Source organism: Undibacterium sp. Dicai25W (assembly GCF_049340505.1).
Taxonomy (GTDB): Bacteria; Pseudomonadota; Gammaproteobacteria; order Burkholderiales; family Burkholderiaceae_D; genus Undibacterium; species Undibacterium jejuense.
Window position 1 is genome coordinate 65,287 of the sequence record NZ_JBMPOQ010000017.1, and the last position, 12,458, is coordinate 77,744.

General features: G+C 46.9%; 10 protein-coding genes. 3 read left to right on the forward strand and 7 right to left on the reverse strand.

The features are described 5' to 3' along the window. Nucleotides 1–103: 103 nt before the first annotated feature. Nucleotides 104–1,468: a tRNA 5-hydroxyuridine modification protein YegQ gene (gene yegQ / locus ACO0KY_RS15985; RefSeq protein ID WP_423047697.1), complete on the forward strand. Its 1,365-nt coding sequence runs from the start codon at nt 104–106 to the stop codon at nt 1,466–1,468. Between the two features lie 125 nt (nt 1,469–1,593). Then, nucleotides 1,594–1,905 (forward strand): DUF1294 domain-containing protein, encoded by a 312-nt coding sequence (locus ACO0KY_RS15990; RefSeq protein WP_423047700.1) that lies wholly within the window; start codon nt 1,594–1,596, stop codon nt 1,903–1,905. A gap of 208 nt (nt 1,906–2,113) precedes the next feature. On the opposite strand, the gene ACO0KY_RS15995 is transcribed toward ACO0KY_RS15990, so the two are convergent. From ACO0KY_RS15995 to ACO0KY_RS16015, 5 genes are all read right to left on the reverse strand, one after another. Beyond that, entirely contained in the window at nt 2,114–2,827 is a 714-nt protein-coding gene (locus ACO0KY_RS15995; RefSeq protein ID WP_423047702.1) for an ABC transporter ATP-binding protein, read from the reverse strand. Next, a complete protein-coding gene (locus tag ACO0KY_RS16000; protein ID WP_186913343.1) occupies nt 2,824–3,585 on the reverse strand; it encodes an ABC transporter ATP-binding protein in 762 nt (253 codons plus the stop codon). The genes ACO0KY_RS15995 and ACO0KY_RS16000 overlap by 4 nt, the downstream gene beginning before the upstream one ends. Continuing rightward, nucleotides 3,586–4,464 (reverse strand): branched-chain amino acid ABC transporter permease, encoded by an 879-nt coding sequence (locus ACO0KY_RS16005; RefSeq protein WP_423047705.1) that lies wholly within the window; start codon nt 4,462–4,464, stop codon nt 3,586–3,588. 3 nt (nt 4,465–4,467) lie between these two features. Further along, nucleotides 4,468–5,349, reverse strand: a complete 882-nt coding sequence (locus ACO0KY_RS16010; protein ID WP_423047715.1) for a branched-chain amino acid ABC transporter permease — start codon at nt 5,347–5,349, stop codon at nt 4,468–4,470. Between the two features lie 176 nt (nt 5,350–5,525). Continuing rightward, complete coding sequence (locus tag ACO0KY_RS16015) at nt 5,526–6,674, reverse strand: ABC transporter substrate-binding protein (protein ID WP_423047707.1); 1,149 nt, start codon at nt 6,672–6,674, stop codon at nt 5,526–5,528. Nucleotides 6,675–7,057: 383 nt separating this feature from the next. Between ACO0KY_RS16015 and ACO0KY_RS16020 the strand changes: the two genes are divergently transcribed. After that, nucleotides 7,058–10,090 carry a ligand-binding sensor domain-containing protein gene (locus tag ACO0KY_RS16020; RefSeq protein WP_423047709.1) on the forward strand — a complete coding sequence of 1,011 codons (3,033 nt, stop codon included), beginning with the start codon at nt 7,058–7,060 and terminating at the stop codon, nt 10,088–10,090. An 89-nt stretch (nt 10,091–10,179) separates the two neighbouring features. Here the strand turns inward: ACO0KY_RS16020 and argH are convergent, their stop codons facing one another. Continuing rightward, nucleotides 10,180–11,577 (reverse strand): argininosuccinate lyase, encoded by a 1,398-nt coding sequence (gene argH / locus ACO0KY_RS16025; protein WP_423047711.1) that lies wholly within the window; start codon nt 11,575–11,577, stop codon nt 10,180–10,182. Between the two features lie 221 nt (nt 11,578–11,798). Beyond that, nucleotides 11,799–12,026, reverse strand: a complete 228-nt coding sequence (locus tag ACO0KY_RS16030; protein WP_186913338.1) for a hypothetical protein — start codon at nt 12,024–12,026, stop codon at nt 11,799–11,801. Nucleotides 12,027–12,458: the final 432 nt, after the last annotated feature.

A 12,458-nucleotide genomic window follows, 5' to 3' on the forward strand; every position in this document is an offset into this window, starting at 1 on the left:
ATTGAAGCAAGCTTGATTTAGATTAAACATCGATTAAAAAAAATTGAGAAAGCCAGGGCGTGGAATTAAAATCGGAAACATTTTATTTTCAGATTGCATCATTATGCTCAAAGCCCCAGAACTCCTCTTGCCAGCTGGTTCGCTGGAAAAAATGCACGCTGCTTTTGATTTCGGCGCAGATGCGGTCTATGCTGGTCAGCCGCGCTACAGTTTGCGTGCGCGTAACAATGAATTTTCAACTCTGGATGTATTGCAGCAGGGTATAGACGGTGCGCATGCGCGCGGCAAATTATTCTTCGTTGCCAGCAATATTTTTCCGCATAATTCCAAGCTCAAAACGTATCTGCGCGATATGGAGCCTGTGATTGCCATGAAGCCAGACGCACTGATCATGGCTGACCCTGGTTTGATTATGATGGTGCGCGAAAAGTGGCCAGAAGTGCCAGTGCATTTGTCAGTGCAGGCCAATGCGGTGAATTGGGCTGACGTCAAATTCTGGAAGAAAATGGGGCTGACGCGCGTTATTTTGTCACGTGAATTATCACTCGATGAGATTGAAGAAATTCGTCAAGAATGTCCTGATATGGAACTTGAAGTATTCGTCCATGGTGCATTGTGTATTGCCTACTCAGGTCGCTGTTTATTGTCCGGGTATTTCAATCATCGTGATCCGAATCAAGGTACTTGCACGAATTCCTGTCGCTGGGATTACAAGGTAGAAAATGCTTCCGAAAACGAAACCGGCGATTTGGCGCGTATTCCGGTAGAGACAATACAGTTTAACTATCAAAAAGCTTTAGAAGACGCCAATCAATCGTTTTCGGCGATGGGCGATATGCCACGCCATCCTTTGGCGGACCGTCCATATCTGATTGAAGAGTCAACCAAGCCAGGTCAGTTAATGCCTATCCTCGAAGATGAGCATGGCACTTACATTATGAATTCAAAAGATTTGCGGGCGGTTGAGCATGTCGAGCGTCTGGCAAAAATTGGTGTCGATTCATTGAAGGTAGAAGGGCGTACCAAGTCGTTGTACTACGTTGCACGTACTGCGCAGGTGTATCGTCGCGCGATTGATGATGCGGTTGCAGGACGTCCATTTAATCCGCAATTGTTGGGTGAATTGAATGGCCTTGCGAATCGCGGTTATACCGATGGGTTTTATCAGCGCCACCACACGCAAGATCACCAGAATTATATGGAAGGCGTGTCACAAGCACATCGTAGCCAATACGTGGGTCAAGTGTTGAATTTGGCCGATGGTTGGGCGGAAGTAGATGTGAAAAACCGTTTTGCCGTTGGTGATCAGATCGAGATTATCTCGCCCGCTGGTAATGAAATCGTGACTTTGTCAGAGATGCGCAATACGGACAATCAGGCGATCAATATCATTGGCGGTGCCGGACATAAGGTACGTATTCCACTGGACGCTAAATACGAAAAAGCCTTAATCGCCAAAATGTTGTAATTTGCATTTGCTGACAAACAGAGATCCACGCAGTTTGGCATATACTCCCCCTTATTTTAAGAAAATTAACTCCATTGCCCATCAAAGATAATGGGATTGAAAATATACAAGGGGGAGTAATTTTTTTGTCCGTTTATTTCATTTATGCCGGCAGTATCTTCATCGCTTACTACGCACTATTGAGTAGTGTGACGTTTATTTTTTATCTGGTCGATAAGCAAGCTGCCCGGAGGCATCGCTATCGCATCTCTGAGCGGCGCTTGCTGGTATTGAGTTTGCTCGGTGGCTGGCCCGGCGCGATGCTCGCCCATCGCTATTTGCGCCATAAATCGTCCAAGCTGATATTTTTACGCTGGTTCTCAGTCATGGTGTTGATGCATTGGATTCTTCTGCTTACCTTGTTATGGCTTTATTTCTTTGGATATACGGGTCTTTGATTAATCAAATGAGATAAAGAAGGTGATGCAGCGCAGATTGCTGCTGCGAACCTTATAAAAGCTTGTTGTAAGCAAAAATACACGCAATCGCCAGGTTACATACGTTTTATACGACTGACATTTATCCAAGGCCATGCTGGTTTCGTATCGCGTCAGACATGACAGTTTGCCCCTGAGATGGACTTTATGCGCCTGCTTTCACTTTGAATCAAGTTCCTAAATAAGCGGCAATCACCTTGGGATTGTTGAGCAAATTCGCGCCAGTGTCTTCCAGCACCATCTCACCGTTCTCTAGTACATAAGCACGCTCGGCGATTTTCAAAGCTTGTTTAACGTTTTGTTCTACGAGTAAAATTGTTAAACCGGTCCGATTGATTTCTTTGATAATCCTGAATATTTCCCGCACCATTAATGGCGCTAACCCCATCGAAGGTTCATCGAGTAATAAAATTTTTGGACGTGCCATCAGGGCGCGGCCGATTGCCAGCATTTGTTGTTCGCCCCCGGATAAATTGCCTGCCAGGCCGTTCGCGCGATTTTTTAACACCGGAAAAAGTGAAAACACCCAATCCAGATCAGCAGCGATATGCGCTTTGTCTTTACGTGTATAAGACCCGAGATCCAGGTTTTCTTGCACGGTTAATGTGCCAAGGATGGCGCGGCCTTCTGCTACTTGCACCAATCCTTTTTGAACAATGTGATGCGGCGCCAGCGTCAGCAGGTCTTGGTCGTCAAATTCTATGCTGCCCGAGCCCGCCTTAATTAATCCGGAAATCGCCAATAAGCTCGTGCTTTTTCCTGCGCCGTTGGCGCCGACCAGAGCGGTAATTTGACCTGCATGCAATTCCAGATTGATGCCTTTGAGCGCATGCACATGGCCATAGGCGACATGGAGTTGCCTGACATTTAGAATTGGTTTCATACTTCCTCCTCCTTGCCGAGGTAGGCCTCAATAACTTGGGGGTTGTGCCTGACTTCTTGTGGACTACCCTGGGCAATGATTTTGCCGAAATTCAGTACTGCAATCTGATCACAGAGTTCCATCACAAAGCGCATGTCGTGTTCTATCATGAAGATGGAAAAGCCACGATCACGGATGTTTTTGATTTCCTCCATGAGTTCGATTTTTTCTGCCGGATTCATGCCTGCTACCGGCTCATCGAGTAGCAATAGTTTAGGTTCGGTTGCCAAAGCGCGAGCCAATTCTAGTTTGCGTTGTTCGCCGTAAGATAAATTGTCTGCCAGCATCTGTGCTTTGTGATCTAGTCTGACCCACGAGAGCAATTCCAGCGCTCTTTGTTTTGCGCTGGCTTCTGCGTGTTTAAATGAGTTGAGTTTGAATAACATACTGAGTGGGCTGTAACCGAGATGCCGATGCATGCCAACCACCACATTTTCCAGTAGACTCATTTCTTTGAAGATACGAATATTTTGAAATGTACGGGCGATGCCTAGCTGCGTGATGTTATGGGCTGCGACCGCATGTAAGTTTTGACCATTAAAGCGTATCTCACCGGCTGATGGGTTGATTAAACCGGTAATCAGGTTAACGATCGTGGTCTTACCCGCACCATTTGGACCAATCAGACCAAAAATACTCCCTTGCTTCACACTAAAGCTGACATCTTGTAATACTTGCAGCCCACCGAAATGTTTGCTGACGGATGCTAATTCCAACATTTATTGCACCTTTACTGAAGAGTTAGTGTCAAGCCGCCGACGCCAGGTGCGCAGTCTGGTCGTGTCACAAATTCCTTTGGGCAGGTACAAAATGACGATAATTAAAATCAATCCATTAGCTGCCAGACGGAAGTCTTTTAACCAGCTCATTAACTCTGGCAAGACGCTTAAAGTAAAGCTGCCTAGCAAGGGGCCAAACAGATTGCTTGTGCCGCCAAACACAGCCATAGTCAGAATGTCGACTGCGTTTTCAAAGCCGTAGTTCGCAGGGCCGATAGTGAAGGTGTAGTGGGCGTTGAGTCCACCGGCAACGCCGGCAATCACTGCGCCCAGCACAAACGCTAACAGTTTGTAGCGAGCGACGTTGATGCCCATCAGGCGGGCGGCGATTTCATCTTCTTTAATCGCTTCAAATGCCCGTCCAACTTTGGAGCGCCGCATTCTTGCCAAGGTAAATAGCGTGATGCCAAGGAGTAGCGCAATGTGCCACCATTCGGTTTTTTGTGGAATCCCATTTAAGCCCATTGGACCACCCGTGATGTCTAAATTTAAAACAATGACTCGTACCACTTCACCAAATCCTAGTGTCGCCATCGCCAGATAAACACCGGACAAGCGTAGCGTAGGCATGCCAATCGCCAGTGCAACCAATGCTGGTGTCATCGCAGACGCAAGCAAGGCTATTGGAAATGACAGGTTGGTTTGCATGCTGATCATTGCTGCCGCATAGGCGCCGATGCCCATGAACGCTGCATTCGCCAATGAAAGTAAGCCGCAAGATAGCGTCAGATAAATCGAGAGTGCCAGCATAGCGTTGATGCCGATGCCGAAAATCACAGAGCTGTAAATCGCCCAAAAACCATCCCACCATTCGAGCATGATTTACGCCTTTCTTTCTAGAATTTTGCCAAACATGCCCGCCGGACACACTAGCAAGATCAAAAACAATAAGCCAAATGCAATCGCATCGCGGAAGTCGCTGGATAAATACGCGACGCTCATGACTTCAGCAAAGCCAAGAAATAAGCCGCCAAGCATGGCGCCACGGATGTCTCCCATGCCACCCAGAATGATCACTGCAATACCCTTATGTAGCATAGGTTGCCCCATAAAAGGTGAAATGGCATTGAATGATAAGCCGACCAAAACGCCAGCCGCACCGCCTAACGCCGCAGCGGCAAATGAGGTAAAGAAAAATAGTGCTTCCACATTGATGCCTAGCAAATATGCGGCTTTGGGTGATTCGGCGATGGCGCGCAGCGCACGACCTAACTGGGTTTTGCGCATGACTGTCAACAACACCAGCATTAAGGCAAATGAAATCAAGACGATGGCCAATTGCACCGCGGTCAGATGCAGATTGCCGAGACTGAAGCTATCTTCTGGTATGGTGCCCAAAGGGAAGCGTTGATTTTCTGCACCAAAAATTCCTTGGGAGATATTGGTCAGCATGATGGCGACGCCGATGGTCGCGATCATTGGTGCAAGGTGTGGTGCATTGCGCTTGCGTAGTGGACGTAACACCAGAAAATCAACGATAACACCGAGCGTGCCACATGCCAACATCGCCAACAACATGGCAAGCCACAAGGACATCTGAAAGTGATTGACCAGAAGTAAGGCGATGTAGCTGCCTAACATAAAGATTGCGCCGTGCGACAGGTTGATGACGCCAAGTACCCCAAAAATCAGCGTAAATCCTAAGGCGAAGAGGGCGTAGACACTGCCGAGTGTCAACGCATTGACAAGTTGTTGTGCAAACATGGCGATCCAGATATTGCTTGGTCCTGTCATGCATTCAGCATAAAGCGGAGGCAGTTCAGGTATAGGTGAAAAAAATAAAAAGCATTCAATTTAAACTGCAGATCTACATCTCAAGAGCAATCTGCAATAAGTGAAAGACCAGCAGAGGTAATGCTTCTGCCAGTCGTTTGAGCGAATTATTTTAAGAGTACAAATTTTCCACCTTTGGCAATGTTCACGATGGCGTCTTGCTGAGCATCGTAGCCAGTTTCTTTGCCATCTTTTGATGCTGCACGACGGAAGGAGAATTTTCCGGTAGCACCCTCAAACTTGATGCCAGGCAATGCATCACGTAGCGCTATTCTGTCTTTACTCAAGTCGCCACTCAACTTAATTTTTTGAATACCTTCTGCCACAATTTGCAAGGCATCGTAGGCTTGCGCGGCAAATTGATCGGGATCTGCACCATATTTGGCCTTGTAATCAGCCATGAATTGCTTGTTCGCCGCTGATGGATTTTCAGCAGACCATGGACTTCCCATTAAGGTATTATCGGCAGCATCTTTGGCGATATCAAACAGTTTTGGTGAGTTAAAACCATTGCCGCCTATAAATGGTTGTCTCATTCCCAAAGAACGTGTTTGTAGAATGATGTTGGCTGCTTCTTCTGCCAGACAAGAGCATACAATCGCGTCGGGTGTTGAGGACTTGATCTTTGTTAGTTGCGCTTTAAAATCGACATCGCCTTTGGCATAGGTTTCGGTGTCAGTGACGGTAATTTTTTGGTCTGACAGCGCAGTTTTAAAGACATCGTAACCACTCTTCGTGAAGGCATCGTCATTGCCATAAATAACCGCTACTTTTTTGATATTGAATTGTTTGATAGCAGCTTTGGTTGTGGCTGGTAATACATCAGCTTCCATAACGGAATTGCGGAAAGTGAATGGTCCCAGATTAGTGATGCCATCGGCCGTATTACTGGTGCCAAACACGACTGTTTTGCTGGCGTTAGCGATCGGGTCTGCTGCAAAAGCAGAATTGGATAAGGTGGGGCCAAATACCATTAATACTTTGCTTTGAAAAATCAGTTTTTTGAACGCATTAATTGCTTCTTCTTTTTTTCCTTGTTCATCTTCAATGATGAGCGCGATCTTGTCACCATTGATGCCACCCTTTGCATTGATTTTATCTGCCGCGAGATTAAAACCATTTTTGATCGCGCTGCCATATTTTGCGGCCGGGCCCGATAATGCTTCCGCGACGCCAATTTTGATTTCCGCAGCTTGTGTGAGCGTTGCTGATCCGATTAAAGCGCTTGCTATGACCAATTTGAGTTGCTGTGACATCAATATCTCCTGGAATTTTTTTATGAAAAACCTTGAAGCAGCAGGCTGCAAAAGTTTTAATTAATTAAATCTTATTTTGCCAAAGATTGTATTGCTTGTATTAGTTGACGGCAATAAAAAATCACATCCAAGCTTATCATTGATCTTTGAGTACGCATAAATGTTTGCTGTGTAAAAGTAACAATGATGCAGTAAAAGCATAATTCCCCACTTGTTTTAAAAAGCGCTTAAAGATACGATGTTTGTGCGACTCAGAGGTACTGTCGAAGAGCTTAAGGATGGAACTGCCAGGCTCAAGAACTTATATTGATGTAGACCTAGGAAGCCGCATGAGGATGATGTTAAGAAGCATATCGTATGCTTGTCTTTTTTTTCTTATATTTGTGCCCCCGTTTTCACAGTTTGCCAGCGCTGTCGATGGCAAACTGACAGAGTTCTCTTTTGCGGAACCGTATTTTGAGAACATTGGTGATGCAGAGTTACTAGATTCAACCATCACGTCTCTGGCGCAAGACCCCAAAGGCTGGCTTTGGGTAGGTACGCAACATGGCTTAGTGCGTTATGACGGCTACCGTTTCCGTAAATTTGTACATGACGATAAAAACCCCTCATCTTTGCCAGGAGATTATGTCACCGCCTTGATGTCTGCTCAGGATGGCAAACTTTGGGTTGGTACGCTCAGCAATGGTCTTGCCATCTTTGATCCTAAGACTGAACGCTTTAATCACATGGGCGGAGGCGCTACTGATACAGTTGTGCGGCCAGGCGCCGCTGCCACCTCGAATGTTGGCGGCAGAGTCTGGGCCATCATTGCCGAGGCAAGTGGTGGCGTATGGGTTGGCGCAAATGAAGGCCTCGATTATTGGTCAGCGGGCAACACGCATGGGATTCAACATTTCCGTCATGACGGTGCGCAAGCGGATAGTCTGGCAGATGACCGTGTGCGCAGTCTGCTTATTGATCACGAAGGTAGTTTGTGGGTCGGAGGTGCCAGCGGCTTACAGCGACGCAAAGCAGGAAGCGGCCATTTTGAGCGGATCGCATCTGATCCTGATGATCCAGCTTCCTTAGCAAGCCAGAAAATAATGACAATATTTGAAGCTGCCGATGGCAAGCTTTGGCTTGGCACCATTGCCAGTGGTGCAGCATGGTTAGACCCCGGTACCTACAAATTGCATTGGGTGGTCGATCAGTTCAAGCTGGATCGCACGACACATGGTTGGATATCAAAGATCCTCGAACCGCAGTCCGGTCGCATCTGGTTGGCAACCTTTGGTGGGGGGATCGATGTCGTGCAGTCTTCGAATGGTAAATTGATTCAGCATATACGCCATGATGCGACTAATGCTAGTAGTCTTGCCCTCAATCATATAGGTGCGATGTTAGTCGATGCTTCAGGCTTGTTATGGGCTGGTACCTGGGGTGGTGGATTGCAAAAATTTTTGCCATCGAATCAAAGCTTTTATTTACTCAAACATAGTGCTGAACGCAATCAGGGGCTGTCGAGTCCTGATGTGCATAGTGTGCTTGAACTACGTGATGGGCGAATTTTAGTCGGTAGCGATGGTAATGGCATCGATATTATAGATAGATACGCAGGCCTCATTGGGGGTTATCGACCATTCCCGGGGCAGCCAGGAAAATTGCACGATGGGACAATCACGTCTCTGGCGCAGACCCAAGATGGAGCATTGTGGGCTGGTACCCAACAAGCAGGTACTTTCAGACTTGAACTTGGATCTAAGCAATGGCAGTCTTACCCCACCAATTCTGGCATGCCAGACGTCGTCAATAAATTTTTGGTCGCGAAGAATGGTACGTTGTGGGTCGGAACAGCAGGTGGGTTATCACGATGGATGCCGCAACAGCAGCGTTTTGAAGCTGCCATTCGAGTGGGGGGTGCCAGCATGAATGCCGCTGTTTATAACCTTGCTGAAGACGCTCAGGGTCGAATTTGGGCTGGTACTGATGCCGGTTTGTGGGCATGGGATCCGGATCTGCGCGGTTTGATTGGAATTTTTCATGAAAATCAGAGGGTGGACAGCCTGGCAAGCAATCTGGTTCAGGGCTTGCTGGTTGATCATTCGGGACGGTTGTGGGTGGCAACGGCTGATGGTATGGAGAGGCTGAGTAGCTGGGATGGGAAGCGTGCTACGTTTGAACATATTAGCGCCATGTTAGGTAAGCCAGGTAAGTCATTCGGCGAAAATCTTGTAGAAGATAAGATGGGACGGATCTGGACTGATAGTTGTGTCATTGATCCTAAGACTATGCATGCCGTTGAGCTGGGTAAAGCGGATGGCTACGATATAGGCTCCAGTTGGACTGGATCATTTGGTAGTACCCATGACGGGTTGATTTTAAGTGGCGGCACACAGGGTGTTGCAATCATTGATACGGAAAAATTCTCTCCGTGGAATTTTGAACCTCAGGTTCAAGCCAGCGAATTGACGATAGACGGTAAATCGTTTCCTTTGGGCTTGTTGGACCCAACACTTATTTTGGAGCCTGATCAGCGAAATTTCAGCATAGGCTTTGCCGCGCTTGATTTTTCAGCGCCACAAAAGAGCCGTTATTCGTATTTTCTGAAAGGTTATGACGCAGAATGGACTCATGTAAATGCCGATCATTTGAGTGCCAACTATGGGAATCTATGGCCGGGAAAATACACCTTAGTTGTTCGTGCCAGTAATCGTTTAGGTGTCTGGAGCTCACACGAATTACATATTCCTATCCTTGTTTTACCTGCCTATTGGCAAACTTGGTGGTTCGGGTTGTTGACGTTGATGAGCCTGATGGCGGCAATTTGGGTGGGTTATCGTTGGCGTTTGCAAAAGGTGCAGCGTCGCTCAACCGAAACTAAACGCTTGCTGGAAAAACTGGTTCTGGATCGAACCGCGGAACTTGATGAAAAGAATAAGCAGTTGGAAATGTTATCGGTGACTGATAGGCTAACTGGCTTATACAATCGTCTGAAACTCGATCTTACGCTGGAAGCCGAATACGGTCGCTATATTCGTAGCGGTAAAGTTTTTTCAGTGATTCTGATGGATGTTGATCACTTTAAAACGGTCAATGATACCTACGGCCATCAGGTTGGTGATATGGTGCTGGAAGCGATTGCGGAAATATTAAAGGCTGGCGTTCGCGATCATGATGTTATTGGGCGTTGGGGCGGTGAAGAATTTTTGGTGGTGTGCCCAGATACTGACTTAACAGAGGCGCTCGCGGTTGCTGAGAGATTGCGTTTAGGTGTCGCGACGCATCATTTTGCGGTTGTGAAAAATAAGACATCCAGTTTTGGTGTGGCGACAATACGTTCAAAAGAAATGATCAGTTCACTGGTCGCGCGTGCTGATACCGCACTTTATTGCGCAAAACAGAATGGTCGTGACAGAGTGGAGTTTGAACGCTGAAACTATGTCGATAAGTGATGTTTTGTACTTGATGTGGCAGGTAATTCACGGCTTAAATAAACAGTGAATTACCTGAACGTCTTACTACATCAGGAAGCCAAATTCTTACGTGCGCGGATAATTGCTGCGCGTACCTGGTTTGGTGCTGTGCCGCCGATATGATCCCGTGCAGCGACGGAGCCTTCTAAGGTCAGGACTTCAAAAATATCCTCACCGATCAATGTTGAGTAAGTTTGCAATTCAGCGAGCGACATATCGCTAAGGTCGCAACCTTTTTCTACGCAAGTTTTGACAGCGTGGGCGACAGCCTCATGAGCATCGCGGAAAGGCAGGCCCTTTTTCACCAGATAATCGGCTAAATCCGTTGCAGTCGCATAGCCCTGCAGAGCGGCAGCACGCATCGCATCTGGTTTAACACTGATACCGGTCGCCATATCAGCAAAAATGCGCAACGTATCGATAATCGTGTCGACGGTGTCAAACAAAGGTTCTTTGTCTTCCTGATTGTCTTTGTTATAGGCCAGTGGCTGACCTTTCATCAACGTCAGCAAAGCGATCAGGTGACCATTGACGCGACCAGTTTTGCCACGTGCCAGTTCTGGCACATCAGGATTTTTCTTTTGTGGCATGATCGATGAGCCAGTGCAGAAACGATCGGCAATATCAATAAAGCCTACGCGTGGACTCATCCAGATCACCAGCTCTTCAGACATGCGTGAAATGTGGGTCATGATCAGCGCAGCGGCCGCACAGAACTCAATTGCAAAGTCACGATCAGATACAGCATCCAGCGAGTTGTAGCAAACCTCTTCAAAACCCAATGTACGGGCAACGCGCTCGCGATCGATAGGGAAGGTAGTACCAGCCAATGCCGCAGCACCCAAAGGCAAGCGATTGACCCGTTTGCGGCAATCCTGCATGCGCTCAGTATCACGACCAAACATTTCTACATAAGCAAGAATATGATGACCAAAGGTAATTGGCTGTGCCACCTGCATGTGTGTAAAACCAGGCAAGATCGTTTCAGCATTTTTTTCTGCGAGATCAATCAGTGCAGCACGTAAGCCGCGTAGCAGTTCAATGATGTTGTCGATGGCGGCCCGCATGTACAAACGGATATCGGTCGCGACCTGATCATTGCGTGAGCGGCCAGTGTGCAGTCGCTTACCAGCATCTCCCACCAATTCTGTCAGACGTTTTTCAATGTTCAGATGCACGTCTTCTAAATCCAGCAGCCATTCAAACTTGCCCGATTCAATTTCTCCCTGAATTTGTGCCATACCGCGCTGTATATCTGCGTAATCCTGGGTAGTGATGATGTTTTGCGCGCTTAACATTTCTGCATGTGCCAGTGAGCCCTGGATATCAACGCTGGCCATACGATTGTCAAAAAACACCGAAGCGGTATAACGTTTTACCAGGTCAGAAACAGGTTCGGAGAAGCGGGCGGACCAGGCTTCACTTTTTTTGTTGAATTGAGATGTCATATTAGATGGGCTACCGTAGAGGCTGCAGTTGGCGATAAATTTGACTGATTATAAAACACTGCGCCATTTTTTCCTGATTTTTAGCCTTGATATATCAGGTTTGTGTTTTGGGGGGCGAATGATGCTATTTATGCCTCGGCATTGATCTGGAGACTCAATGCTGATTTGTATAGCGAAATGTTGTAATACATGCGATGGATGAGAACGGCAAGCAACAATGATCAGCGCCAGATTGGAAGTCCTGTCAAATCTGTATTTTCATCATTGACCCAGGCTGGCAGGCCGCTGATATCGGTGGGCCCGAGTTCTTCCAGTAAATTCAATTGAACTTGTTTCGCGACTTTGCTGCGTTTTGGCGGAGTAACAACTTTACGGATTTCGGGCTCTTCTGGCGCTGGCTTGGCAAAGCCTGGTAATTCCATCGTAGCGTTATCTTTGTTATCTTTCATCAGACAGCATCTAATATCAGTTTCGGTACAAATTCGGACTGGCTGGTCGACGATTTCCATTTTGGGGCCAATGCTGTTTAATCGCTAGCAGGCTTTGTTTATTGGCACTCTGCGAAGTTGCTATGTAAAGAAAATGCGTTCGCAGAGATGGAATTAATCCAAATTCAATCGTCTTTCAGACAGGCAAAGGGCTTAAATGCCGTTCAAATCAAAACATTTAAGCAATTTAAGGTGCGCGATTATACCGGAATCACTTCTTGCGCACGCACTAAATTCTCAGTGAAATTTAGTATGAGCTGGTGGCCAGTTCATTTAACTCTGCGGAAAAGTAAAAGCGAGAATAGTCTTCGTCACCATCTTTTGCAACGTTAAGTGACTTACCGTAACGCAATGTATTGGCGGTGGCAAGAATTTCTCGCCAGACCAAAAAAA

What these genes read in the sequence shown, in the direction of transcription:
- ACO0KY_RS16030 (WP_186913338.1), bottom strand. Translation starts at nt 12,026, where the DNA reads ATGAAAGATAACAAAGATAACGCTACGATGGAATTACCAGGCTTTGCC.
- ACO0KY_RS16010 (WP_423047715.1), bottom strand. Translation starts at nt 5,349, where the DNA reads ATGTTTGCACAACAACTTGTCAATGCGTTGACACTCGGCAGTGTCTAC.
- argH (WP_423047711.1), bottom strand. Translation starts at nt 11,577, where the DNA reads ATGACATCTCAATTCAACAAAAAAAGTGAAGCCTGGTCCGCCCGCTTC.
- ACO0KY_RS16015 (WP_423047707.1), bottom strand. Translation starts at nt 6,674, where the DNA reads ATGTCACAGCAACTCAAATTGGTCATAGCAAGCGCTTTAATCGGATCA.
- ACO0KY_RS16005 (WP_423047705.1), bottom strand. Translation starts at nt 4,464, where the DNA reads ATGCTCGAATGGTGGGATGGTTTTTGGGCGATTTACAGCTCTGTGATT.
- ACO0KY_RS15995 (WP_423047702.1), bottom strand. Translation starts at nt 2,827, where the DNA reads ATGAAACCAATTCTAAATGTCAGGCAACTCCATGTCGCCTATGGCCAT.
- yegQ (WP_423047697.1), top strand. Translation starts at nt 104, where the DNA reads ATGCTCAAAGCCCCAGAACTCCTCTTGCCAGCTGGTTCGCTGGAAAAA.
- ACO0KY_RS16000 (WP_186913343.1), bottom strand. Translation starts at nt 3,585, where the DNA reads ATGTTGGAATTAGCATCCGTCAGCAAACATTTCGGTGGGCTGCAAGTA.